The organism is Sphingomonas sp. LaA6.9 (genome assembly GCF_022601895.1).
Lineage (GTDB): Bacteria > Pseudomonadota > Alphaproteobacteria > Sphingomonadales > Sphingomonadaceae > Sphingobium_A.
Window position 1 is genome coordinate 49,607 of record NZ_JAKVIO010000007.1, and the last position, 23,641, is coordinate 73,247.

The following is a 23,641-nucleotide window of genomic DNA, read 5'->3' on the forward strand; positions in this document are numbered from 1 at the left end:
CTCGCTCAGGCCTCCGGGCGTGATCGGTATACGGCCTCGTCGAGTTCGCCCTCCCAGCGCGCAACCGTGGTCGCCACCGTCAGGTTGGCGCAAGCGCTGGGGACGGTGCGTGTCATGTCGAGCAGCCGGTCGAAGGGCAGGACGAAGCCGACGACGAGCGCGGTCTGCTCGGGCGCAACGCCGACCGCCGAAAGCACCGCGGCGAGCATGAAGAGCGAGGCAGAGGGCACGGGCGCGGTCCCGAACGCGGCGAGCGCACCTGTCAGCAGGACGAGGCCATAGACCGCGGGAGAGAGCGGCGTGCCGAAAGCCTGGAGCGCGAACATGCTGAGCAGCCCGACATACATGGCCGTGCCGTCCTTGCCGATGCTTGCGCCGAGCGGCAGCACTGTCGAGAAGATCGGGCGGCTGATGCCGAGGTTATTCTCGGCAACGCGCATCGCGACGGGCAGCGTCGCCGAACTCGATGACGTCGAAAAGGCCACGACGAGTGCGTCGACGATGCCGCGGAAGAAAGGCAGCACGGGAAGGCGTGCAAGCAGCCGCAGGATGAGGTTGTGCACGACGACGATCTGTATGAGCGAGCCGATCACCACCGCCAGCGCGAGCCAGCCGACATTGACGAACACCGCCGCGCCGTTCGCGGCGACCGCGTTCGCAATCAGCGCGAAGACGCCGAAGGGCGTTGCCTCCATCACGATGCCGACGATCTTGAGCAGTACCGCCGAGGCCGACTGCAAGAATGCGGCAAACGGCTTGCCCGCCTCGCCCGCGACGACGGTGCCGACGCCGGTCAGGATCGCGACGAAGATCAGCGCCAGCATGTCGCCCTTGGCGAGTGCTTCAAAGATGTTGAGTGGGATGATGCCGACGAGCTGCTGATAGGGCGTGACGGGCTCTCCAAGCGCATGCGGCGCCGCTGTACCGAGCGGCGCGCCGACGCCGGGCTGGACGAGCGCTGCGACCACCATCCCCACCGACACCGCGATCGCGGTGGTGAGCGCGAACAACCCGATCGTCCGGCCGCCAAGGCTTCCGAGTCGCCTGGGATCGGCAAGCGACGTGATACCCGCCGCGATCGTGACGAGCACGATCGGAGCCACGAGCATGCGGATCGCGCGCACGAAAAGGTCACCGAGGAACGCGACCGATGGCGCGGCCGATGGCCAGACAAAGGCGAGGATCAGTCCAAGCGCCAGCCCGCCGAGGACGCGCTTCCACAACGCTATGGCGAACCAGCCGCGGATCATGTGCAGGAGCCCGTTGGCTTGTGCGCGAGCGCACGGCCCGTAGCTTTGCCAGTGGGCTTGCCGCCTTCAACAGCTACCACGCCGTTCACGACGACCGAACGCACACCTTCTGTGAGCAGCGTTGGTGCGTCATAGGTTGCACGTTCGCGATAGCGCCTGGGGTCGAAGATCACGATGTCGGCGAAGGCACCCGCGCGCAGATGACCGCGCCCATCGAGCCCGAACGTGTCGGCGGTCTGCGCGCTGCTGCGTTCGATGAACTCGCGCAGCGTCAGAACCTTCTCGGTAACGACATATTTGGCGTATTTGCGCGCGAAAGATCCGTACATGCGCGGATGGCCGGCCGAGGCGTCGGAGCCCGTCATCACCCAGGGCCGCTTCATGAAAGCCGCGATATCCTGCTCGCTCTGATTGAACGACGCGACGCCGGGATCGTGATCGCGGATGACCGCGATGGCAGCGCTGACTGCATCTCCGCCATGTGTCTCGGCGACCTTTGCAAGCGTCGCTCCCTTGTGGTGCCCTTCAGTAATCAGCAGTGCAGCCGCGCCGCCGCGCTTGCGGAGATTCTCGGTCATGTCGGCGCGCAATCGACCCGCAAGCGCCGCGTCGTCGAAGCGCCGGAGCAGCGCGGCACGCCCGCCATCCTGTGCCCAGCGCGGTACCAGCGAAGCGGTGAGGCTGGTTCCCGACGCCGACCAGGGGTACTGGTCGGCGGTGACCTTCACACCCTGCGCGCGCGCCGCTTCCACGATTCCGATGATCTCGCCCGCCTGCCCTTGGACATCGACGCCCAGCGCCTTGATGTGTGCAATGTGGACGGGCATCTGCGCCTGCCGCCCCACGTCGATCGCTTCCTCGATCGCGGCCTTGAGCCCGATCGAGTAGCTCGATTCATCGCGGATATGGCTGTCATAGGTGCCCCCGAACGATCCGGCCTCGCGGGCCAGCGCCACCACTTCCTCGCGCTTCGCGAAACTCTGCGGTGCGTAGAACAGTCCCGTTGAAAGGCCGAGCGCCCCTTCGCACATTGCCCTGGCGACGAGCCCCTTCATGCGCGCAAGTTCTTCTGCGGTGGGTTCGCGATCGGTCTCGCCGATCACGGCCTTCCTTACGGGCCCGAGGCCGACATAGGTCGCATAGTTGACGCCCACAGGCTTGCCGGCAGCCCTGCCGAGCACAGCCGCGACGTCCGGATCGCCGCCGCCATCATTGCCAATGAAAGCGGTGGTCACGCCTTGCATGAGGAAGGGCAGGATGAGCCGTTCCTGCGCATCGTCGGAGGCAAGCATCGCGCCCGCATGGGTGTGCGGATCAATGAAACCGGGCGCGACTACCATCCCGCTCGCGTCGATCACGTGTTTCGCCTGCACATTGGCACGGGGCGCGACGAGGCGGATGCGATCGCCGGTGACCGCGACATCGCCGACAAAGGGCTCGTCCGAACCGGTGTAGACGGTACCGCCGCGGATCAGCAGGTCCACCTGTTCAGGCGCGGGAGCCGCGCCGAGCGTTGAGATCGCGATCGTGAGCATCGCCGCCGCACGCGCAATCCTCGGCTTTATCATTCTTCCCCCCAGAAACCTGTGGCCGGCGGCACGAGCATCCCGTGCGCTTCGGCAACGCCACCGACCCGATCCTCCCGGAGCCAGAGCGGCCCGTCAAGGTCGGCGAAGCCTGAGAGGCGGGCGACGTGCAACGCAGGCGCGATCGAAAGCGACGAACAGATCATGCAGCCGGTCATCAATTGCATGCCACGCCCCTGCGCGGCGTCGGCGAGGCGCAGTGCTTCGGTGAGCCCCCCGGTCTTGTCGAGCTTGACGTTCACCGCCTGATAGCGCCGCGCGACCACATCGAGATCGTCCGCCACATGGATCGCTTCATCGGCACAGATCGGCACTGCCGAACTGAAACCTTCGAGCCACGCATCCTCGCCCGCGGGGACGGGCTGCTCGAGCAGCGCGACGCGGCATTGCAGCAGCACGTTCTGAAGCCTCTCGGTGAGCGCCTGATCCCAGCTTTCATTGGGGTCGACGATCAGGGCCGCGGCGGGCGCGGCGGCACGGACCGCCAGGATTTGCGCTGCAGGATCATTGGCGTCTACTTTCACCTTGATCAGCGGCGCATCGGCGATCGCGGAGGCGGCGCGCGCCATCGCATCGGGTGTATCGATGACGACGGTGAGCGCGGTCGGAAGTCTTCCGGGGGGCGGCGCTCCGATCATCGCGGCGACACTCGATCCCGCAAGCCGCGCCTCGAGATCCCACAGCGCGCAATCGAGCGCGTTGCGTGCCGCGCCCGGCGGCAGCAGCGTGAGCAACGTCGCACGATCGGCGCCGTCCTCCACCGCGCCGCGCACGCTCCCGATCATTGCCAGTGCACTCTCGACGCTTTCGCCATAGCGTGCATAGGGGACGCCTTCACCGCGCCCTTTGAGCGCGCCTTGCGCGATCGTGACCGTGACGACGTCGGCCTCTGTTTTTACCCCCCGCGAAATGCGGAAGGGCGATTTCAGCGCGAAACGGTCGTGACGGGCTTCGAGATGTCGGGGCACAGCAATTCATCCATGATCGTATCGAGGCCGAAGCGCATCGGATCGGTGCAGGGAAGCTCGAAAGCCAGTGCGGTCTCATCGCACAGCCGCCGCGCCGCCGCTTCGTCCATCGCCGAGGTATTGAGGCAGATGCCGACCGCGCGGACACCGGGGCTGGTAAGCCGCGCCATGTGCAGGTTGAGCTCGAGGCACTCGCCGAGGCCCGGCAGGTCCCGGCCGGCGATCCCGCGCATATGCGTGCGCGAGGGATCGTGGCACAGCACGATCGCCTCGGGCTGTGCGCCGTGGAGAAGTCCTGTCGAAACCCCCGCGAAGGAGGGGTGAAAGAGCGAACCCTGACCCTCGATCACGTCCCAGCCGTCATCATCGCGCGCGGGTGCAAGCTGCTCGATGGCGCCCGAGATGAAGTCGGCGACGACGGCATCGACGGGAACCCCCGCGCCGGCGATCAATATGCCGGTCTGGCCCGTCGCACGGAAATCGGCGCTCTTGCCACGCGCCCGGATCGCATCGACCAGCGCAAGCGAAGCGTACATCTTGCCGACCGAACAATCGGTGCCGACCGTCAGCAGGCGGTGGCCGGCGCGGGGGCGACCGTTGCCGACCACGAGATTTGCGGGCGGATCGCGGACGTCGAACAGTTGCAGACCATGCCGTTGCGCCGCTTCGACCAGACGCGGTTCGTCGCGCAGTCGCTGATGGAGGCCCGATGCGACGTTCATGCCCGCCTCGAGCGCGGCGAGCGCGTCCTCGATCAGGTCGGGGGCCATCGTGCCGCCCGAATTGGCAATGCCCAGTACGAGAGTGCGCGCGCCCGCCGCCGCCGCTTCGGCGATCGTCAGGCGTGGCAGACCCAGCGTAAGCGGGCAATCATCGTGCCGGAACTCGCCGACGCAATCCGGAGCGCGAAAGGTCGCGAGACCGCGGGAGGTCTTGATCCCGACCGAATCCGTGCTTCGGCCGAGATAGAGCAGAAAGGGTGCAGGTATCATCCTATGCACGGTAAGCCGCCCGCGCGCCAACCGGGCATAGCGAGTGCGCGCGAGACCATAGCCGCGCGTTATGACCCGTCGATGACCTTGGCCAGCGTCTTGAGAAAGGTGGTAGCCAGCGCGGTCGGCGGCCGGTTGATCAGGAACAGCGCATGGACATCGAAGGCCAGCGACGGCTTGAGCGGGCGCATAGCGAGGCCCGGCCCGAGCGACGCCTGCGCAGTGAAACTGTCGACAACGGTAAGCCCCACCCCGGCGCGCACCAGCGCTGTCGCGATATAGAAGGTGCGCGCCGACACCACTTCATCAAGCTCTATTCCGAGACGTTCCAGCTCCTGCGTGAAGATGTAGCCGATCGGTCCGCTCGCCGCGACGCTGACCAGCCGGTGGCCGCGCAGATGCGAGAGTTCGAGGCGCGGCGGGGCATCGGGCATGTCCTCCTCGCGGTACAGCACCGCAAGTTCGCCCTCGCTCAGCCAGCGACTGCCGACGGGTGCGGTCGGCGGCACTTCATAGGCGATCGCGATATCGGTCTCGCGTTCATAGAGCTTGCGCACGAGATCGTCGTGATGGACGGTCTGGAGGTCGAACTTCACATCCTGATGCGTGCGCAGGAAGCGCGCGACCGCGATCGGGAGCGCGCCGAGCGCGAGCGAGGGGAGCGCCGAGATCCGCAGCGTCCTCCCCGCACCGCGCCGCAGATTGCGCCCCGCCTCGCGCAGCGAATAGACCCTGTCCTGGATCTCGCGCACTTCCTCGAACAGCATGTGCGCGTCCTCGGTGGGCACCAGCCCGCCATTCGTCCGCTCGAACAGCGGAAAGCCGAGCAGCGATTCCGCATGGCGAAGCGTCTTCGATACCGAGGGCTGCGAAATATTGAGCGCGCGCGCCGCGGCCGTGACCGAACCGTTGGTATAGACCGCGTGGAAGATCTCGATATGGCGCAGCTTCATCGTTGCGCCGCCCTGGTTTCCTGGGCCAGTGCCTCTTCGGTGGCGGTGAAGGCGGACCGTTTGCCCGCATCGTCCGCGGGAACGTCGGTCGCGAAATAGGCGACCCCGGTGCCGCGTTCGCGGTCGATCCACAGCCCCGAGCGCAGGCCATAGGCATCGCCCGCATGGCCGAAGCGCCGGCGTCCGTCGCCGAACACGTCGTCGCGGCACCCCTTTTGCGAGGTCGCGAGAAAGGTCACGGCCAGCCCGTAACTGCAATAGAAACCCATATTCGCCGCGCCTGTCGTCTCATCGCTGCCGGTGTCGCCGTTACTGCCGTCAAAAGTCCATAGCGGCCGCTCGAGCAATGCCACCGAGCGGGGGCTGAGCAGGGTGACGCCATCTACACTGCCTTGCCCCAGCAGCAGGCGCCCGATCCGCGCGAGCCCGCGCGCCGAAATGCGCAACCCCCCTTGCGGCGAGAATATCGCGCCGTTCGTGCCGGGCTGCCACTGCGTCAGGTCGCAATTGCCGTCGCGCGCGGGTTGCACAGCACATGCGGGCTTTGTGTCATGATTGTCGTCACGCACCGGAACGCCCGCTCGATAGAGGACGACCGCGCGTGCGGCGGTTCGGTCGCTGCAACTGGACCAGTTGTAGCAGGCATCGAGCTTGAGCGGTGCCAGGACGAGGCGATCCATCAGCCGGTCGAAACGCTCGCCCGTTGCGCGTTCCATCACCGCGGCGATTACCGGAAAATTGATGTTGGCATAGCGGAAAAAGGCGCCCGGAGGATGCTCGACATCCCATGCCTTGGGGTCGGTCAGCACGCTTTTCAGCTCGGCATCGAGCGGGAGCACATAGTCGATCCCGTCATTGAGCCCCGAACGGTGCGAGAGCAGCAGCTTCAGGGTGATTGGCTGGTCCGGAAATGCAGGGCTGCGCAGCCGCCAGCCGAGCAGGGCGGAGACATCGGCATCGAGATCGAGCCGACCCTGCTCGACCAGTCGCATCACCGCGATCGCGATCACCAGCTTCGAAATGGATGCCACGCGCACCGGATCGTCGGCGGTGGCTCTCCGTCCCGTCGCGATATCGGCAAAGCCGGACGCCTGTGCGGCGACCTCGCCCTCCCGATCGAAGGAAACGCGAACACTGGCAGCGGGTTGGGAAGCTGCGGCGAGCAGCGTGGCGGTAAGCAGCATAGGACAAACTAAACAGAAGGTCCCACGCAGTTCAATGCGCAACGATCATCGCATGACTCATTGCGGACAGGCGTTGTGCAGAGCGCCCGCATCCGGGCTGTGCCGCCGCCGCGCCGCGCCGCGGGCACGTCGGCCCGATCGGGGTCGGATCAGGCGGCCTTGTCTCCCTGATCTCCCCGCATTCACGGGGAGCGGATTCTGGCTGTCAAGCGGGCGCTAGCTGTGGCGATGCGCGCCGCCTGTGCAGATATGCCAGCAGCGGTTTTTCGACAAATTCGTGCAGGGCAATGCCGATGGTCATCCCATAGGTGAAGATGATGAGCGCCAGTATGTCCGCCTGCATTGGCGGGAGGCGCAGGAAGGCGGACATCAGAAGCGAATGGCCGAGATAGACGCTGTAGGATGCGTCGCCGAGATATGTGAGGAAGGACTTGCGCGCCTCGATTCCAAGCGCGCCGGCAACGATAAGCGCGGCGGGAATGCCCCACCACACCACGCGTTCAAACGCCACCTTGCCGTTCAGCACATCGGGCATCCACATCAACGCGCCATCGCGTGATGGCAACGCAATCAGCGCTGCTACGCCGGCAATGACCATCGTCCACGCCAGCGCCCGGCTGTTCCATTGCCAGCGCCGCCACAGCGCCGCGATCGCCACACCCATCAGGAATTCGAGGATGATCGGATTGCCGATCACCTGAAGCACGGGCCACCCCCATTGCACGCGCCCGAACCAGGCCGCGGCATAGACCGCGATCAGGACGAGCGCCCAATGACGCGCCCAGATCACCAGCGCCGCCGAAAGATAGAACAGCATCTCGAAATTGAGCGTCCACCCGACGGCGATATAGGGCACCGATATCCTGTCGCCCCACGCCCCCCAGAACAGGTACGACGTTGCCAGCCGATCCGGCTCGATCACGCCGCTCGCCAGTACGGCCACGACAATATAGGGGATCGTCGCGACATAATAGAGCGGCATCACGCGCAGGAAGCGTCGCCGCATGAACGCCGATGGCGACCCTCCCGCCACCAGAAAGATGATGACCCCGCTCAATACGAAGAACACGTCGACGCCAGCTGCGGCGATATTGGCCAGCCGGCCATCGACGAGGAATCCCTCGGTCGCCGGAACCCGGAAGGCGTGGGCAACCACGACCGATGCGGCCGCAAGCCCGCGCACAACCTGCAATGACAAGATACGATTCCGTGACATCGCGCGCCTATTGCAAGGCGATGACGCGAAATCCAGAATATTCGCGGGCCTAGTTCGTGAAATCCGGGAGAGCGGCGCCCGTCGCCTCATGGACGATCCAGTCGCGGAAATGGCGGAAGATCGGGTTCGCCATGCGATCGGGCGGATAGACGAGATAATAGGCCTGCTCGCCCGATATCGGCAGCGCGAAGGGGCAGGCGAGTGCGCCCGATTTGAGCTCGGGTTCGATCAGGAAGCTCGGGATCAGCGCCACGCCAGCGCCCGCAGCTGCCGCCTGGGCGAGCATCAGAAAATGTTCGAAGCTCGGCCCCACCGCGGGTGCGGCGGCCGCAACGCCCGCGCGCTCGAACCACTCTGCCCAGGCATTGCGACGCGACGACTGGACGAGCAGGGGGAGCCTGGCGAGATCGGCGGGGGTTTCGATCGCATGCTCGGCGAGCAGCGCGGGCGCCGTCACCGGGATCGCCTCTTCGCGGAACAGCAGGTCGTGTTCGACGCGCGGCCAGTCGGGCAGGCCGAAATGGATCGCGGCGTCGAAGCTTTCATCGGCGAAGTCGAACTCGTCCGACCGCGCGAGGAAATTGACGATCAGGCCGGGATGGCGCTCGGTCAGCCGGGGCAGGCGCGGAGCGAGCCAGCGCATGCCGAAGCTCGGCAGCGTCGCAATCGACAGTTCGCGCTCGGGGCGTCGTTCGAGCGTGCGCGCGGTAGCGCGGCGGATGCGTTCGAGCGCGGGCATGATCGCATCGGCATAATCGCGGCCCTCGGCATTCAGGCTGACGCGCCGGCCCTTGCGCTCGAACAGCGGGGTCTGCAGCCAGTCCTCCAGATGCGCGATCTGGCGGCTCACCGCGCTCTGGGTCAGCCCGACCTCCTCGCCGGCACGCGAGAAGCTGCCATGGCGTGCGGCGGCTGCGAAGCAATGGAGCGCGGCCATTGGCGGCAGCAGCCGTCTTGATGTGTCACTCATTCCAAATACTCATATAAACATGCGGGTTTGTCGTTTTGTGGGTCGCGCGCGATGATGCAGTGAGCGTCATATCCCGTGGAGGCGTATATGACGAGTTCGAATGAGAGTGTGATCCTGAAACTGGCGGCGTCGGTGCTCGGCATCGATGCGGCGAAGGCAGCGATCGCCAAGCTCGAACTCGATCCCGCGCTCGACAGCGCGGGCTCGGCGATCGTTTCGCGCGCGAGCTTCGCAATGGCGTTGAACGTCGTGCTGTTCGACGACCTGCTCGCGCGCGTGCCCACGGGTGCGGCCTATGTCGCCGATGCGACCGTCGGGGGTGGCAAGCTGTTCTTCGATCATGGCGCGCTGCGCACGATCCGTTTCGCCAATGGCCCGACGGGTGCGCTGCCCGCGGGCCAGGACGCGTTCGCGCGTATCCTGAAGCCGCTCGGCTACAGCGTCGCGAATGTCTATCCGCTGCCGCGCCTCGGCATGACCGGCCGCGCCTGGTGCCATCTCGACGCGCCCGAGAGCATCCCGCAATTCTTCGTGAGCGAACTGCATGTCGAGCGCTTCGGCGCCGGGTTCGAGCGCGTGGCGCAGCGCGTGTTCGGCAGCTCGCGCGATCCCCTGGGCAAGTCCGCCTATGCGGCGCTCGCCCATTTCGCCGAGATCGAATGCGTGCCCTTCGATCTCGCGGTTGCGGCGTTGCCCGAGATCGTCGCGGCATTCGGGCGTCATCACGATATACCCGCGCTCGCCGATTATGAAGCGCTGCTGGCACACTCGGCCGAGGCGGCGTGGATTGCGACCGAGGGCAATGCCTTTAACCATGCGACCGACCGCGTCGCCGATGTCGAGGCGCTAGCCGGGGCGCAGCGGACGCTTGGCCGGCCCGTGAAGGACGCGGTCGAAGTCTCGGCGAGCGGTCGCGTGCGCCAGACCGCATTCCGTGCCGATCATGTCGAGCGCCGCTTCGTCGATGCCGACGGCGCGACGGTGACGCTGAGCGTGCCGGGCTCCTTCTACGAATTCATAACGCGCGACGTCGATCCCGCGACGGGCAGGCTCGATCTGGGCTTCGACAGCAGCAATGCGCAGGGCATCTTCGCGATGACCAGGGCCGCATGAGCGATCTCCTCGCCGCGCTGGGCGATGCGATCGGGGCAAGCCACGTGCTCGCCGATCGCACCGATCTGGAGCGCTATGAGACGGATGGCCGCCAGTCGGGCGGCCGTGCGCTTGCGGTGCTGCGGCCCGCGAGCAGCGGCGAGGTGTCGGCGATCCTGCGACTTGCCGCCGAACATGGCGCGACCGTCGTGCCGCAGGGCGCGCGCACGGGGCTGGTCGGCGCCGGCCTCGCCGATGATGGCGGCGATGCGCTGATCCTGAGCCTCGACCGGCTTGCACGCGCGCCCGAGATCGATGTCGCCAATCGCACGGTCACGGCGGATGCAGGTGTGCTGCTCTCGACGATCAATGCCGCCGCGGGCGAACACGGTCTGTTTCTGCCCATCGATCTTGGTGCCGATCCCTCGGTGGGTGGCATGATTGCGGCCAATACCGGCGGCGCGCGCTTCCTGCGCTATGGCGATGTGCGGCGCAACCTGCTCGGGCTCGAAGCCGTGCTCGCCGATGGCGAGGGGACGGTGCTCGAACTGGGCGGCGCGCTGTGGAAGAACAATGTCGGGCTCGACCTCAAGCAGCTTTTCGCGGGTGCATCAGGGTCGCTTGGCGTGATCACGCGCGCGACGCTGGCACTGCAGCCGAAGCCGACCGCGCAGGTGACCGCGCTCGTCGCACTCCGGCGGCCCGAGGCTGCAGCTGAACTGCTGGCGTTGCTCGAAGCGCGCTTCGGCATGCTGATCAGCGCGTTCGAGGGGATGTCAGCGCCCGCGCTCGACGCGGCCTTCGCGCATGTCGCACGGCTCAAAAATCCGTTTTCGGGCGCGATGCCGCCCTATGCCGTGCTGGTCGAGCTTTCGAGCGGGCCGGTGCTTGATGAGGATGCGCTCGAGGCGAAACTGGGCGAGGCGCTCGCCGATATCATGGCATGCGCCAACTCGCCGATCATCGACATCGCGATCGATCGCCGCGACGCGCTCTGGGCGATCCGCCACGCAATCCCCGAGGGGCTGCGCGCTTCGGGCCAGGTCGTCGCGTGCGACATCGCGCTCAGGCGCGGTGACGTCATGCGCTTTCGCGCCGAAGCGCTTGGCGAGATCGGCGCGCGCTGGCCGGGCCTGACCGTCCATGATTTCGGGCATGTCGGCGATGGCGGCCTCCACTTCAACATGGTCTGGCCGCGTGCCAATGGCCCGCTCGATCCCGCGGTGGCGGCGGCGGTGCACGATCATGTCTTCTCCAAGGTGGTGGAGCAGTTCGGCGGCAGCTTCAGCGCCGAGCATGGCATCGGGCCGCGCAACATCAGACATTATGCGCGCTTCGTCCCCGAGCCGGCCCGGCGCGTGGCGGGGCAGATACAGCGCATCGTCGCGCCGCAGGGCCTGGGGCGCGTCGATTTCGGATCAACCAGCACACAGGAAGGATAGAGAGAGAATGTCGGACAGGATCATGGCGGTCTACAACCGCGCGCCCATGGTGTTCGAACGCGGCGTGGGCCCGTGGCTCTACACGCAGGACGGTGAAGCCTGGCTCGATTGCGTCGCGGGCATCGCGACCAACGGCCTTGGTCACGCCAACCCCAAACTTGTTGCCGCGCTCACCGAGCAGGCGGGCAAGATCTGGCATTTGTCCAACATCTTCCGCATTCCGGGGCAGGAAGAACTCGCCGAGCGACTGACTGCCAACAGCTTTGCCGACACCGTCTTTTTCGGCAATTCGGGCTCGGAGGCGATCGAGTGCGCGCTCAAGACCGCGCGCAAATATCACGCCGCCAATGGCCAGCCCGAGCGCATCGACATTATCGGCTTTGGCGGCTCGTTCCACGGTCGCACCTATGCCGCAGTCAACGCCTCGGGCAACGCGACCTATCTCGAAGGCTTCGGCCCGCGCCTGCCCGGGTTCATCCAGCTCAGCCTCGACGATATGGACGCGATTGCCGCGGCGATCGCGCGTCCGACTACGGCGGCGCTGATCGTCGAGCCCGTGCAGGGCGAGGGTGGCGCCCGTGCGCTCACCGGCGAATGGCTGCTCGAGGTGCGCCGCCTCTGCACCGAGGCGGGCGTCCTCCTCATCTATGACGAAGTCCAGTCGGGCATGGGCCGCACCGGCAAGCTGTTCGCGCACCAGTGGTTTGCGGGCGCCGAGCCTGACATCATGGCGGTTGCCAAGGCGCTGGGCGGCGGCTTCCCCGTCGGCGCATGTCTCGCCACCGCCGAGGCCGCCAAGGGCATGACCTTCGGCGCGCATGGTTCGACCTTTGGCGGCAACCCGCTCGCAATGGCGGTGGGCATCGCGGCGTTCGACGAGATCGCGCGCCCCGAAACGCTCGATCATGCCGCGAAGGTCGCGGAAACGCTATCGAACGGCCTCAGCGACATTGCTGCCCGTTATGCCGACATCATCGTCGATGTGCGCGGCAAGGGGCTGCTGATCGGGGTCAAGATGGTGACCAACAACCGCGAATTCATGGCGGCCGCGCGCGATCAGCGCCTGCTCGTTGCGGGTGGTGGCGAGAATTGCGTGCGCCTGCTGCCGCCGCTCAATATGCCGATCGAGGACGCGAAGGAAGCGCTGGTGCGCTTCGAGGCGACCTGCGCGGCGGTGCGCGCCACGCTCGCCCAGGCGGCCTGATGCTCTTCATCAGGCCGGCGGGTCCCGCCGATATCGATGCGATGATGGAGCTCGCGGTCCTTTCGGGCCCGGGCTTCACCAGTCTTCCCGAGGATGAGGCCACGCTCGCCGAGCGGCTCGCGGTGTCGGCCGCCAGCTTTGCCGGCGAGACCGCGCCCGCCGAAGCCTGGTACACATTGATGCTGGAGGACTCGGAAACCGGACGGGTCGAAGGGCTGGCAGGCGTCCGCGCTGCCGTGGGGCTGAAACGCCCGCATTTCTCGTTCCGCGTCGTGACGCTTGCGCAATATTCCTCGGCGATCGATACGCGCTTCGATCACCGTGCGCTCGTGCTCGTCAACGAATGCGGCGGCTGGACCGAGGTGGGCTCGCTCTTCCTGCGTCCCGAGGCACGCGCAGGTGGTGCGGGCAGCCTGCTCGCGCGCTCGCGCTACATGTTGATCGGTGCCGACCCGCTGCGCTTTTCCGAAACCGTCATGGCCGAACTACGCGGCTGGTTCGAGGATGACGGGACGACGAGCCCGTTCTGGGAAGGCGTCGCGAGCAAATTCTACCGTCTGCCCTTTAGCGAGGCCGACCGGATGGTGATGTCGACCGACGGCCAGTTCATCCTCGACCTCGCGCCGCGCCACCCGATCTATGTCGAGCTGATCGACGAAGCCGCGTGCAATGCGATCGGCCGCTGCCACCGCGATGGCGAGGCGGCGATGGCGATGCTGAAACGCGAAGGCTTCAGCGCCTCGGGGCTGATCGACATCTTCGACGGCGGGCCGACCGTGACCGCGCCGCGCGATTCGATCGCGACGATCCGCAGCGGCCGCACGCTGCGTGTCGCGATCGCGGACGATGCCGGCGCCGCAGAACCGGCCTTGCTTTCCACCACCGCAATCGCCAGCTTCCGGGCGATCCGCGCCGATGTCTCGGTGAGCGACAATCGCGCGGTCATCGGCCGCGATGCTGCCCGGTTGCTCGGCGTGAACACGGACGACATGATAAGGGTGAACCAATGACCGATCTCTACATTAACGGGCACTGGAATGGCGGTCGTGGCGAGCCCTTCGCCTCGCTCGATCCGGCGACGGGCGATCAGGTCTGGCACGGCCGCGCCGCCACGCCCGAAGACTGCGCATCCGCCATCGCTGCCGCGCGTTCGGCATTTCCGGGCTGGGCGGACACTCCGCTCGACGATCGCATCGCCGCGGTGAAGCGCTTCGCCGAGCAGCTCGAACGCCGCAAGCCCGCCTTTGCCGAGGCGATTTCGCGCGAAACGGGCAAGGCGCTCTGGGAAACCACCACGGAGATCGCTGCGATGATCGGCAAGGTCGGCATCTCGATCGCCGCCTATTCCGAGCGCACCGGCACGCGCGAGGCAGCGATGGATTTCGGGCGCGCCGTGCTGCGCCACCGCCCGCACGGCGTGATGGCGGTGCTGGGCCCGTACAACTTTCCCGGCCACCTTCCCAACGGGCATATCGTCCCCGCATTGATCGCGGGCGACACGGTCGTCTTCAAGCCCTCCGAGCTCACCCCGCATACCGGCCAGCTGATGGCAGAAGCCTGGGCGGCAGCGGGCCTTCCTGCGGGTGTCTTCAATCTGGTTCAGGGTGGGCGCGACACCGGGCAGGCGTTGATCGCGGCCGATATCGACGGTCTGCTCTTCACCGGTTCGGCTGCTGCGGGCGCGCATTTCCGGCGCTTCTTTGCGGACAAGCCGCATGTCGTTCTTGCGCTGGAACTGGGCGGCAACAACCCGCTGATCGCGTGGGACGGCGACGCCGAGACCACCGCGTCGATCATCGTCCAGTCCTCCTTCATCACCACGGGCCAGCGCTGCTCATGCGCGCGCCGTCTGATCGTCCCCGAGGGCGCGCACGGCGACGCGGTGATCGAGGCAACGGCCGCGCTGGCAAAGCGGCTGCGCATCGGCGCGTGGAACGACAATCAGGAGCCCTTCATGGGGCCGCTGATCGCCAATGCGCCCGCCGCCCATGCACTCGAAGCGGTGAAGGCGCTCGAAGCGCGGGGCGCCACGACCGTACTGCCCTTCAGGATCCTCGACCGCTCCCCCGCCTTCGTCACGCCCGCGATGCTGGATGTCACGGGTGTCGACACGCCCGATGCCGAGATCTTTGCGCCGATCCTGCAGGTCACGCGCGTTCCCGATTTCGATGCCGCGATCGCTGCTGCGAACGATACGCGCTTTGGCCTGTCGGCCGGCCTCATCACCGATGAGGACGCGCTGTGGCAGAAGTTCCTGAGCCGCGCGCGTGCCGGCGTCATCAACCGCAATCGTCCGACCACGGGCGCGGCGTCGAACATGCCCTTTGGCGGGCTTGGCGAGTCGGGCAACCACCGCCCGAGCGCCTATTACGCAGCCGATTACTGCGTCTATCCCGTGGCCAGTTTCGAGGCCGACACGGCGCTGGACCAGACGATGACGATCAAGGGGCTCGAATGAACGATCGGCTGGCATTGGCCGGGCGCGCTGCTTAAGGCGGGGCGCGTCGCAATCCGCCGAAAGTGAGAATCATGACCCTCGAGCCGCCCGTCCAGCCCATGCTCCCCATCGTCGGGGGCGGTCGCTTTCCGGTGGGGCGTATCTTCTGCGTCGGGCGCAACTATTCCGAGCATGCCAGGGAAATGGGCGACGCGGTGGCGGAGCCACCCTTTTTCTTCATCAAGCCCGCAAGCTGCCTGCCGACGACGCCGGGCAAGCTCCCCTATCCGCCGCGGACCGAAGACCTGCATCATGAAGTCGAGCTGGTCGTGGCGCTCGAACTCGGCGGCACCGACATCGCCGAAGCGGACGCGCTGCGCCATGTGTTCGGCTATGCCGCCGGGCTCGACATGACACGCCGCGACCTGCAGGGGGTAGCCAAGGACAAGCGGCGCCCCTGGGATATGGGCAAGAGTTTCGATGCCGCCGCCCCCGTGGGCGCGATCACCCCCGCGGCCGAGGCGGGCGACCTTGGCGACGTCGCGATCGCGCTTACCGTCGATGGCGAGACGCGCCAGAGCGGGCGGACGTCGGAGATGCTGTGGAATGTCCCCGCGATCATCGCCGAACTTTCCACCTATATCCGTCTGATGCCCGGCGACCTGATTTTCACGGGCACCCCGGCGGGCGTCGGCGCGGTCGTGCGTGGGAATGTGCTGGAAGCGCGGATCGAGGGGCTGGCTCCGCTCGAGGTGGAAATCGTCTGAAGCGATTGCCGGCTGCCGGCGCCCGGGCAAGGCACGTGGCGCGATCTTTCCTTTTGGCATGAAGCGGGCATCTGTTACCTCGGCTTCGTCATAGTCGTATCGAGGGTCTGATGAGCGTCGTCGCCGCCTATCTCTATCGCAATGGCCAGAAGGTAGGTCCCGTCACGCTCGACGAGCCAGTGCCTTGCGCCGACCGCAGCGAGTTCGTGTGGATCGGGTTGTTCGAACCGACGCCGGATGAATTGCGCAAGTTGCAGGAGAATTATGACCTGCATCCGCTGGCCATCGAGGATGCGTTCAAGGCACACCAGCTGCCGAAGATCGACGTCTATGGCGATCAGCTCTTCGTTGTCGCGCGAACCGCGCGCATGGAAGGCGAGCAGATCGCCTATGGCGAGACCGCGATCTTCCTGAGCCAAGACCATGTCATCACCGTCCGGCACGGTTCGGCGCGCGCGCATACCGAATTGCGCCACCAGCTCGAAGCGGCGCCCTCGCTGTTGAGCCACGGCGTCGACTATGTGCTGCACGCGATCCTCGACTTCATCGTCGACGGCTATCTGCCCGTCGTCGAGGCCATCGAGGAAGAAGTCCTCGAGATGGAGCAGCATGCGCTCGACTCGTTTCTCGAGCGTGACGAGGTGCGCCGGATCTTCGCGCTGCGCCGCGAACTCACCCGCTTCCAGCGCGTGCTTGGTCCCATGTCCGAAGTGTGCAGCAAACTCGCCAACCTCGATCTGCCCTGCCTCGACGCCGATGTGAGGCCCTATTTCCGCGACGTGCTCGATCATGTGCGCCGGGTGGAAGCCATGGTCGGGAGCCTGCGCGAAGTGCTGACCACGGTCTTCGAGGTCAGCAACCTTCTCGAGCAGCAGCGGCAGGGCAAGAGCACGCGTCAGCTCGCCGCATGGGCGGCGATCCTTGCGGTGCCGACCGCGCTGGCGGGTATCTACGGCATGAATTTCGAGAACATGCCCGAGCTCAGCACAAAATATGGCTATTTCGTCGTCGTCGGGATCATGCTGTTCCTCTGTTCGGCGCTCTATATCCGGTTCAAGCGGACGCGCTGGCTCTAGCGGCGCAATGCAATTGTTGGGCGGACTGAGCTATCGCTACCTGCCGGTGATCGCCGGGCGCGATCGCGACATCGAGCGCCTCGAAGCCTATTTCAAGCAGCGCTTCTGGCTCAGGGGCGACGCCGCGGGGATCGACCTGGGCGTGCGCTATGTCGACGGCACCAATCCGCTGTCGCTGGCTGAGGAAAGGATATTGAGCCTGGGGTTCGGCCTGATCTTCTAGGGCTTGATTAAAGGCCCGGCCTGATTCAGCCTTTACCCATGAACATCTCCCGACGCGCTTACGCATGACTGGCAGGAACGAGGGGCTGCTTGCCGCCGTCGAGGCGGGTGGTACCAAGGTCCTCTGTGCCGTGGCGCGGCCCGATGGGCGCGTACTTGATCAGACCCGCATCGAGACCACGACGCCCGCGGCGACGCTGGCCGGCGCCAGCGCATTTTTCCTCAACGCGAGCCAGCGTCACAGCCCCCTTGCCGCACTGGCGATCGGCAGCTTCGGACCGCTCTCGCTTGATCCAGACGCCCCCGATTTCGGTACGATAACGACGACGCCCAAGCCGGGCTGGCCAGGCACCGATCTGGTCCGCCATTTCCAGCGCACGTTGAATGTGCCGGTAACGCTCGACACTGACGTCAATGCAGCGGCGGTGGGCGAGATGCTGTTCGGCAGCGCGCAGGGGCTGGATTGCTTCTGCTATGTCACCGTGGGCACGGGCATCGGTGTCGGCATTGTTATCGGCGGTGCGCCGCATGGGGGCGCCAACCATCCCGAGGCCGGGCACATGCGGATACCGCGCGCGCCGGGCGATGCGGATTTCAGGGGAATCTGCCCCTATCATGGCGACTGCCTCGAAGGGCTGGCTGCGGGGCCAGCGATGCAGGCGCGCTGGGGCGTCGGCACTGCCGATCTTCCGCACGATCATCCCGGCTGGGCGATCGAAGCTGATTATCTCGCCGCGTTGTGCGCCAATCTCACCTACGTATTGCAGCCGCAGCGCATCATCCTGGGCGGCGGGGTGATGCAGGCTGGGCAGCTTCACGGTCTCGTGCGCGATGCGCTGTACGAAAAGTTCAGCGGATATGGGCTGAACGCCCGGACGCATGCGCTGGACGACTATATCGTGGCGCCCGGCGCAGGTGCGGCGGTGGGGCTGACCGGCGCGCTCGCCATGGCGTATCGCGCGGTAACGGGGCGCTGGCCCGAAGCGACGGAGTGGGCTGCGACGAAGTAGCACGCCGATTGAGCCGGGCGCATGCCATGGCGGTGGGGCGCCGGATTTGCTATGTCCTGGACTTCTTAGAGGAGGAAATCATGGCGCTGCGAATCGCGGAACGCGCCCCCGATTTCACGGCCGAGACGACGCAGGGACCCATCAGTTTCCATGCGTGGCTGGGCGACTCGTGGGGCATGTTGTTTTCTCATCCCAAGGACTTCACACCCGTCTGTACGACCGAGCTGGGCTATCTGGCCAAGTGCCAGGACCAGTTTGCGGCGCGAGATTGCAAGGTGATCGGACTGTCGGTCGATCCGGTTGGAGATCACCAGCGCTGGCTGGACGATATCAAGGAGGTGACGGGCGGCGAGGTGACCTATCCGATCATCGCCGACCACGACCTTGCGGTCGCCAAACTCTACGACATGCTGCCCGCCGACGCCGGCGACACTTCCGAGGGGCGCACCCCGCTCAACAACCAGACGGTGCGCACCGTCTATCTGATCGGCCCCGACAAGCTGATCAAGGCGATGCTCGTCTATCCGATGAGCACGGGGCGCAATTTCGACGAGGTGCTGCGGCTGATCGATTCATGCCAGCTCACCGCCGAATACAAGGTAGCGACGCCGGTGAACTGGAAGCAGGGCGAGGACGTCATCATCGTCCCCGCCGTATCGGATGACGACGCCAGGGCGCTCTTCCCCGACGGGTGGAAGACACTGAAACCCTATATGCGCGTGGTGCCCCAGCCCGAAAAAGTGGACGAATGATCTTCGAGCGCGTCAGCACGGGAGGTTGCCAGTCCTATCTTCTCGGTTGCGCCAATAGCTGTTCGGCGGTGCTGATCGACCCCGCGCTGCCCCAGCTCGACCGCTATCTGGGTTTGCTTGCGCGCGAGGGGTTGCGGTTGCGCTATGTCGTCGACACGCACACCCACGCCGACCATTTTTCGGCCTCACGCGAACTGAAGGAGCGTCTCGGCGTGCCCGCGGTCATGCACCGCAACAGCGTGGCACCCCATGTCGACATGCGGCTCGACGATGGCGATATGCTGATCGTCGGCGATATGCGCCTGCACGCGATCCACACGCCGGGGCATACGAGCGATTCGATGTGCCTGCACGTCGACAACCACCTGTTCACGGGGGACACGTTGCTGATCGGCGGTACCGGGCGCACCGATCTGCCCACGGGCGACCCCGAAGCGCTCTATGACAGCCTGTTCAACACGATCCTGAAGCTCGACCCTGCGACCGAAGTGCACCCGGCGCATGATTACAAGGACAAGGTTTCGAGCACGATCGGCCGGGAAATTGCGGAAAATGCGCGGTTGCAGCAACGCGACCGACACGCCTTTGTCGAGATGATGGAGCATCTGAACCTGAGCGCCCCCGATCACATGACCGAAGCGCTGCGCACCAATATGTGCGGGGGCAGGACCGTCGAACAGATGCTCGCTGAAGCGGCGCGCAAGGTGCCCTTCATGTCGCTCGCCGAACTCCATGCGAGGATTGGTGAAGGGGCGGGGGATCTGATCGTGCTCGATGTGCGCGAGCGCAGCGCCTATGATGCGGGGCATATCCACGGCGCACGGCACCTGCCGCGCGGACAGCTTGAGCTTCGCGTGAACCAGGAACTTCCCGATCCGACGCAGAGAATCCTGGCGGTCTGCGAATTCGGCAAGGTGTCTACCCTCGCGGCGGCGACGCTTCGCGAACTCGGATTCAGGCGCGCCACGGCGCTCGACGGCGGCATGAAGCTGTGGCGCGACAATGGCTATCCTGTCGAGCAGGGCGGCGAGTGACGCGACATTTCACGTTCGCCGAATGAGCCGCTTTCCCTTGTAGTTCCTGTCATATATAGTCGACTCATAAGACGAGTTGGTTGCTTCCCGCGTGTCGGGGCGAACCAGTAACGGTCCACCTCGACATCCCGGGCGCCACGGCAACAGCGGGAGAGAGGATGGCTGTCGCAATTGTAATCGCGCTGCTCGTGCTTGGCTCGATCGCCTTTCACCTGTTCAGTCCGTGGTGGCTTACTCCGCGTGCGTCCAACTGGGGCTCTATCGACGATGCGTTGATGGTCACGCTGTATATCTGCGCGGTCGCGTTCGTGGTGCTCAACCTGTTCATTGCCTGGTCGATCGTGCGGTATCGCAATCGGCCCGGCCACAAGGCGCATTTCGATCCCGAGAATACGAAGCTGGAAAAGCGGCTGACCTTCTGGACCGCGGTCGGGATCGCGGGGATGCTTGCGCCCGGCCTGGTCGCCTGGCACGAATTTGTGACGGTGCCCAAGAACGCGACCGTCGTTGAGGCGACGGGGCAGCAATGGCAATGGGCGTTCCGCTTTCCGGGACCCGACGGCGTGCTCGGCAGCGCCAATGTCAGCCACATGACCCCTGAAAACACTTTCGGCATCAACCCGCGCGATCCCTTTGGCCGTGATGATGTGCTGATCGAGGGCAACGAGTTGCGGCTGCCCGTCGACAAGCCCGTGAAGATGGTGCTGCGCTCGAAAGATGTCCTCCACGATTTCTACGTGCCGCAGTTCCGCGCGAAGATGGATCTGGTGCCAGGCATCGTCACCTATTTCTGGATGACCCCGACGAAGAAGGGCACTTACGAGATATTGTGCGCCGAGCTTTGCGGAACGGGGCACCATGTGATGCGCGGCACGGTGATAGTTGCCAATGAGCGCGATTTCGGAAGCTGGCTGGGAGAGCAGCCCACTTTCGGCCAAATCATGGCCGAGGCGGGAACCGACGGGGCGCAACTGGCCCAGGCCAGTGCGCCGGGCGCGAGCGATTCGAGAACTGGGGTGGGGGGAACACGCTGATGGCAACGACACTCGCCGACGATCTCACGCCGCTCCACCATCCCAAAACGTGGATCGGCAAATATGTCTGGAGCCTCGATCACAAGGTCATCGCGATCCAGTATTCGCTGACCGCGATCGCGATCGGGCTCGTGGCGCTGGTGCTTTCAGCGCTGATGCGGCTGCAGCTGGGCTTTCCCGATACCTTCGATTTCATCCAGCCGACCCAGTATCTCCAGTACGTGACCATGCACGGCATGATCATGGTGGTCTATCTGCTGACCGCGCTGCTGCTGGGCGGGTTCGGCAACTACCTGATCCCGCTGATGGTGGGCGCGCGGGACATGGTGTTCCCCTTCGTCAACATGCTCAGCTACTGGGTGTACCTGCTCGCGGTGCTCGTGCTCGTGGCGAGTTTCTTCGTGCCGGGCGGTCCCACGGGCGCGGGCTGGACGCTCTATCCTCCGCAGACGATCCTCGAGGGCACGCCGGGCCACCAGTACGGCATCATCCTGATGCTGGTGTCGCTGGCGCTGTTCATCGTCGGCTTCACGATGGGCGGGCTCAACTATGTGACGACGGTGCTGCAGGCGCGCTGCAAGGGGATGACGCTGATGCGGATGCCCTGCTCGGTCTGGGGTATCTTCATCGCGAGCATCATGGCGCTGCTTGCCTTCCCCGCGCTGTTCGTCGCCGCGATCATGATGCTGCTCGATCGCATCGCCGGGACCAGCTTCTTCATGCCCGCGATCATCTCGATGGGACAGGAACTCGGCTATGAAGGCGGCAGCCCGATCCTGTTCCAGCACCTCTTCTGGTTCTTCGGCCATCCCGAGGTCTATATCGTCGCGCTGCCCGCATTCGGGATCGTCTCCGACCTCATCAGCGTCCATGCGCGCAAGAACATCTTCGGATACCGGATGATGGTCTGGGCGATCGTGATCATCGGCGCGCTCAGCTTCTTCGTCTGGGCGCACCACATGTACGTCTCGGGCATGAACCCCTATTTCGGTTATTTCTTCGCGACCTCGACGCTGATCATCGCGATCCCGACCGCGATCAAGGTCTATAACTGGATGCTGACGCTCTATCGCGGCGACATCCACCTGCGCGTGCCGATGCTGTTCGCGATCGGTTTCCTCTTCAGCTTCATCCATGGCGGGCTGACCGGGCTGTTCCTCGGCAATGTCAGCGTCGATGTGCCGCTTTCCGATACCTTCTTCGTCGTCGGCCATTTTCACATGGTGATGGGGGTCTCGCCCATCCTCGTGATCTTTGGCGCGATCTATCACTGGTATCCCAAGATCACTGGCCGGATGTGGAACGAAACGCTGGGCAAGATCCATTTCTGGATCACCTTCCTCGGCGTCTATGCGGTCTATCTGCCGATGCACTATCTCGGCTTTCTCGGCGTCCCACGGCGCTATTATGCGCTGGGTGAGACCGCATTCATCCCCGATTCCGCGCACCTCGCCAATCAGGCCATCACCGTTGCCGCGCTGATCGTGTTCGTCGCGCAGATGCTCTTCTTCTGGAACATGTTCTGGAGCCTGTTCCGCGGTCCCAGAGCCGATCCCAACCCGTGGGGGGCGACCTCGCTCGAATGGCAGACGCCCGAAACACCGCCCGGCCATGGCAACTGGGGACCGAAGCTCCCCGTCGTCTATCGCTGGGCCTATGACTATAGCGTCCCCGGTGCGCCAAGGGACTTCATCCCGCAGAACGAGCCGCCCGCGGGCGAGGAGCATCGCTCATGAGCATGTTCGGCGCCCTGACCGACAAGCCCTGGCTGTCACCGGGAATCGGGACGCGCACCGATGTGAAGGAGGATGCCGAGCGTCGCGCGGCCGATGCAGGGGTCTTCCTCGGCGTGTTCCTGGGCGTGGTCGCCGCGCTGTTCGCGCTCGTCGCGTCGGCCTATCTGATGCGCATGGGCGCGCATGGCCCGATCGGGCACGGTGCCGCCGACTGGGCGCGGCTGGCTGAACCGCCGCTGCTGTGGGTCAACACTGCCGTGCTCGTGCTGAGCAGCCTTGCGCTGCACGCGGCCATAGTAGCGGCGCACAAGGGGAACGTGCGCACACTCACGATATGGTTCATCGCGGGCGGCCTGCTCGCGCTCGCATTCCTTGCTGGGCAGATCACCGTATGGCGCCAGCTCGACACCGCGGGGCACTTCCTCGCGCTTCATTCGGAGCTCTGCACCGCGGTCGACAATCCGCTGGCGCCGCCGCCGGGGCCGCTTGTCACGGGCAATCCCGCGGTTGCCTTTTTCTATCTCATCACCGCGCTGCACGGGCTCCACATAATCGGCGGGCTCGTGGCCTGGGGGCGGACCAGCGTGCGCGTGCTGCGCGGTAGCAGCGCTGCGGCAGTCGCGTCCTCGGTCAGGCTGTGCGCGCGCTACTGGCATTTCCTGTTGCTCGTCTGGTTCGTGATGTTCGGGCTGCTGCTGATGACCTGAGGAAACGAC

Annotated in this window: 22 protein-coding genes; 14 read left to right on the forward strand and 8 right to left on the reverse strand. The window is 65.6% G+C overall.

Going from position 1 to position 23,641, the window contains the following annotated elements:
- Window positions 1–5 precede the first annotated feature (5 nt).
- The 8 genes from MKI88_RS05505 to gcvA form a co-directional block, all read right to left on the reverse strand.
- Window positions 6–1,256: a dicarboxylate/amino acid:cation symporter gene (locus tag MKI88_RS05505; RefSeq protein WP_241630046.1), complete on the reverse strand. Its 1,251-nt coding sequence runs from the start codon at window positions 1,254–1,256 to the stop codon at window positions 6–8.
- Window positions 1,247–2,818 (reverse strand): amidohydrolase family protein, encoded by a 1,572-nt coding sequence (locus tag MKI88_RS05510; RefSeq protein WP_241629959.1) that lies wholly within the window; start codon window positions 2,816–2,818, stop codon window positions 1,247–1,249. Before MKI88_RS05510 ends, MKI88_RS05505 begins: the two co-directional genes overlap by 10 nt.
- Window positions 2,815–3,804, reverse strand: coding sequence for an N-acetyl-D-Glu racemase DgcA (gene dgcA / locus MKI88_RS05515; protein WP_241629960.1), 990 nt, complete (start codon window positions 3,802–3,804; stop codon window positions 2,815–2,817). The genes MKI88_RS05510 and dgcA overlap by 4 nt, the downstream gene beginning before the upstream one ends.
- Window positions 3,762–4,796 (reverse strand): N-acetyltransferase DgcN, encoded by a 1,035-nt coding sequence (dgcN, locus tag MKI88_RS05520; protein ID WP_241630047.1) that lies wholly within the window; start codon window positions 4,794–4,796, stop codon window positions 3,762–3,764. Before dgcN ends, dgcA begins: the two co-directional genes overlap by 43 nt.
- 68 nt (window positions 4,797–4,864) lie before the next feature.
- On the reverse strand, window positions 4,865–5,749 hold the full coding sequence (locus tag MKI88_RS05525; protein ID WP_241629961.1) for a LysR family transcriptional regulator: 885 nt from the start codon (window positions 5,747–5,749) through the stop codon (window positions 4,865–4,867).
- On the reverse strand, window positions 5,746–6,933 hold the full coding sequence (locus MKI88_RS05530) for a serine hydrolase (RefSeq protein WP_241629962.1): 1,188 nt from the start codon (window positions 6,931–6,933) through the stop codon (window positions 5,746–5,748). The genes MKI88_RS05525 and MKI88_RS05530 overlap by 4 nt, the downstream gene beginning before the upstream one ends.
- 205 nt (window positions 6,934–7,138) lie before the next feature.
- A complete protein-coding gene (locus MKI88_RS05535) occupies window positions 7,139–8,131 on the reverse strand; it encodes an acyltransferase (RefSeq protein ID WP_241629963.1) in 993 nt (330 codons plus the stop codon).
- Window positions 8,132–8,198: 67 nt separating this feature from the next.
- Window positions 8,199–9,119: a transcriptional regulator GcvA gene (gene gcvA / locus MKI88_RS05540; protein ID WP_241629964.1), complete on the reverse strand. Its 921-nt coding sequence runs from the start codon at window positions 9,117–9,119 to the stop codon at window positions 8,199–8,201.
- 87 nt (window positions 9,120–9,206) lie between these two features.
- Here gcvA and MKI88_RS05545 point away from each other — a divergent pair, with 87 nt between their 5' ends.
- The 14 genes from MKI88_RS05545 (at window position 9,207) to MKI88_RS05610 (ending at window position 23,632) form a co-directional block, all read left to right on the forward strand.
- The gene (locus MKI88_RS05545; RefSeq protein ID WP_241629965.1) at window positions 9,207–10,232 is read left to right on the forward strand and encodes a DUF1338 domain-containing protein; all 1,026 of its coding nucleotides are present in this window, start codon (window positions 9,207–9,209) and stop codon (window positions 10,230–10,232) included.
- Window positions 10,229–11,653, forward strand: a complete 1,425-nt coding sequence (locus tag MKI88_RS05550; protein ID WP_241629966.1) for an FAD-binding oxidoreductase — start codon at window positions 10,229–10,231, stop codon at window positions 11,651–11,653. The genes MKI88_RS05545 and MKI88_RS05550 overlap by 4 nt, the downstream gene beginning before the upstream one ends.
- 7 nt (window positions 11,654–11,660) lie before the next feature.
- A complete protein-coding gene (locus MKI88_RS05555; protein ID WP_241629967.1) occupies window positions 11,661–12,857 on the forward strand; it encodes an aspartate aminotransferase family protein in 1,197 nt (398 codons plus the stop codon).
- The gene (locus tag MKI88_RS05560) at window positions 12,857–13,867 is read left to right on the forward strand and encodes an arginine N-succinyltransferase (protein WP_241629968.1); all 1,011 of its coding nucleotides are present in this window, start codon (window positions 12,857–12,859) and stop codon (window positions 13,865–13,867) included. Before MKI88_RS05555 ends, MKI88_RS05560 begins: the two co-directional genes overlap by 1 nt.
- Window positions 13,864–15,315, forward strand: coding sequence for a succinylglutamate-semialdehyde dehydrogenase (astD, locus tag MKI88_RS05565; RefSeq protein ID WP_241629969.1), 1,452 nt, complete (start codon window positions 13,864–13,866; stop codon window positions 15,313–15,315). The genes MKI88_RS05560 and astD overlap by 4 nt, the downstream gene beginning before the upstream one ends.
- Before the next feature lie 71 nt (window positions 15,316–15,386).
- A complete protein-coding gene (locus MKI88_RS05570) occupies window positions 15,387–16,061 on the forward strand; it encodes a fumarylacetoacetate hydrolase family protein (protein ID WP_241629970.1) in 675 nt (224 codons plus the stop codon).
- Between the two features lie 110 nt (window positions 16,062–16,171).
- Window positions 16,172–17,137, forward strand: a complete 966-nt coding sequence (gene corA / locus MKI88_RS05575; RefSeq protein ID WP_241629971.1) for a magnesium/cobalt transporter CorA — start codon at window positions 16,172–16,174, stop codon at window positions 17,135–17,137.
- A gap of 7 nt (window positions 17,138–17,144) precedes the next feature.
- A complete protein-coding gene (locus tag MKI88_RS05580) occupies window positions 17,145–17,360 on the forward strand; it encodes a hypothetical protein (RefSeq protein WP_241629972.1) in 216 nt (71 codons plus the stop codon).
- Between the two features lie 64 nt (window positions 17,361–17,424).
- A complete protein-coding gene (locus tag MKI88_RS05585; protein WP_241629973.1) occupies window positions 17,425–18,369 on the forward strand; it encodes an ROK family protein in 945 nt (314 codons plus the stop codon).
- Between the two features lie 80 nt (window positions 18,370–18,449).
- Complete coding sequence (locus tag MKI88_RS05590; RefSeq protein WP_241629974.1) at window positions 18,450–19,121, forward strand: peroxiredoxin; 672 nt, start codon at window positions 18,450–18,452, stop codon at window positions 19,119–19,121.
- Window positions 19,118–20,155, forward strand: a complete 1,038-nt coding sequence (locus MKI88_RS05595; RefSeq protein ID WP_241629975.1) for an MBL fold metallo-hydrolase — start codon at window positions 19,118–19,120, stop codon at window positions 20,153–20,155. Before MKI88_RS05590 ends, MKI88_RS05595 begins: the two co-directional genes overlap by 4 nt.
- 158 nt (window positions 20,156–20,313) lie before the next feature.
- A complete protein-coding gene (locus tag MKI88_RS05600; protein WP_241629976.1) occupies window positions 20,314–21,189 on the forward strand; it encodes a cytochrome c oxidase subunit II in 876 nt (291 codons plus the stop codon).
- The gene (locus MKI88_RS05605; RefSeq protein ID WP_241629977.1) at window positions 21,189–22,925 is read left to right on the forward strand and encodes a cbb3-type cytochrome c oxidase subunit I; all 1,737 of its coding nucleotides are present in this window, start codon (window positions 21,189–21,191) and stop codon (window positions 22,923–22,925) included. The genes MKI88_RS05600 and MKI88_RS05605 overlap by 1 nt, the downstream gene beginning before the upstream one ends.
- The gene (locus MKI88_RS05610) at window positions 22,922–23,632 is read left to right on the forward strand and encodes a heme-copper oxidase subunit III (RefSeq protein WP_241629978.1); all 711 of its coding nucleotides are present in this window, start codon (window positions 22,922–22,924) and stop codon (window positions 23,630–23,632) included. The genes MKI88_RS05605 and MKI88_RS05610 overlap by 4 nt, the downstream gene beginning before the upstream one ends.
- Window positions 23,633–23,641: the final 9 nt, after the last annotated feature.

What these genes read in the sequence shown, in the direction of transcription:
- MKI88_RS05525 (WP_241629961.1), bottom strand. Translation starts at nt 5,749, where the DNA reads ATGAAGCTGCGCCATATCGAGATCTTCCACGCGGTCTATACCAACGGT.
- MKI88_RS05585 (WP_241629973.1), top strand. Translation starts at nt 17,425, where the DNA reads ATGACTGGCAGGAACGAGGGGCTGCTTGCCGCCGTCGAGGCGGGTGGT.
- MKI88_RS05510 (WP_241629959.1), bottom strand. Translation starts at nt 2,818, where the DNA reads ATGATAAAGCCGAGGATTGCGCGTGCGGCGGCGATGCTCACGATCGCG.
- MKI88_RS05600 (WP_241629976.1), top strand. Translation starts at nt 20,314, where the DNA reads ATGGCTGTCGCAATTGTAATCGCGCTGCTCGTGCTTGGCTCGATCGCC.
- MKI88_RS05570 (WP_241629970.1), top strand. Translation starts at nt 15,387, where the DNA reads ATGACCCTCGAGCCGCCCGTCCAGCCCATGCTCCCCATCGTCGGGGGC.
- astD (WP_241629969.1), top strand. Translation starts at nt 13,864, where the DNA reads ATGACCGATCTCTACATTAACGGGCACTGGAATGGCGGTCGTGGCGAG.
- MKI88_RS05550 (WP_241629966.1), top strand. Translation starts at nt 10,229, where the DNA reads ATGAGCGATCTCCTCGCCGCGCTGGGCGATGCGATCGGGGCAAGCCAC.
- MKI88_RS05555 (WP_241629967.1), top strand. Translation starts at nt 11,661, where the DNA reads ATGTCGGACAGGATCATGGCGGTCTACAACCGCGCGCCCATGGTGTTC.
- MKI88_RS05595 (WP_241629975.1), top strand. Translation starts at nt 19,118, where the DNA reads ATGATCTTCGAGCGCGTCAGCACGGGAGGTTGCCAGTCCTATCTTCTC.
- MKI88_RS05545 (WP_241629965.1), top strand. Translation starts at nt 9,207, where the DNA reads ATGACGAGTTCGAATGAGAGTGTGATCCTGAAACTGGCGGCGTCGGTG.
- MKI88_RS05560 (WP_241629968.1), top strand. Translation starts at nt 12,857, where the DNA reads ATGCTCTTCATCAGGCCGGCGGGTCCCGCCGATATCGATGCGATGATG.
- MKI88_RS05580 (WP_241629972.1), top strand. Translation starts at nt 17,145, where the DNA reads ATGCAATTGTTGGGCGGACTGAGCTATCGCTACCTGCCGGTGATCGCC.
- MKI88_RS05605 (WP_241629977.1), top strand. Translation starts at nt 21,189, where the DNA reads ATGGCAACGACACTCGCCGACGATCTCACGCCGCTCCACCATCCCAAA.
- corA (WP_241629971.1), top strand. Translation starts at nt 16,172, where the DNA reads ATGAGCGTCGTCGCCGCCTATCTCTATCGCAATGGCCAGAAGGTAGGT.
- MKI88_RS05610 (WP_241629978.1), top strand. Translation starts at nt 22,922, where the DNA reads ATGAGCATGTTCGGCGCCCTGACCGACAAGCCCTGGCTGTCACCGGGA.
- MKI88_RS05530 (WP_241629962.1), bottom strand. Translation starts at nt 6,933, where the DNA reads ATGCTGCTTACCGCCACGCTGCTCGCCGCAGCTTCCCAACCCGCTGCC.
- gcvA (WP_241629964.1), bottom strand. Translation starts at nt 9,119, where the DNA reads ATGAGTGACACATCAAGACGGCTGCTGCCGCCAATGGCCGCGCTCCAT.
- MKI88_RS05590 (WP_241629974.1), top strand. Translation starts at nt 18,450, where the DNA reads ATGGCGCTGCGAATCGCGGAACGCGCCCCCGATTTCACGGCCGAGACG.
- dgcN (WP_241630047.1), bottom strand. Translation starts at nt 4,796, where the DNA reads ATGATACCTGCACCCTTTCTGCTCTATCTCGGCCGAAGCACGGATTCG.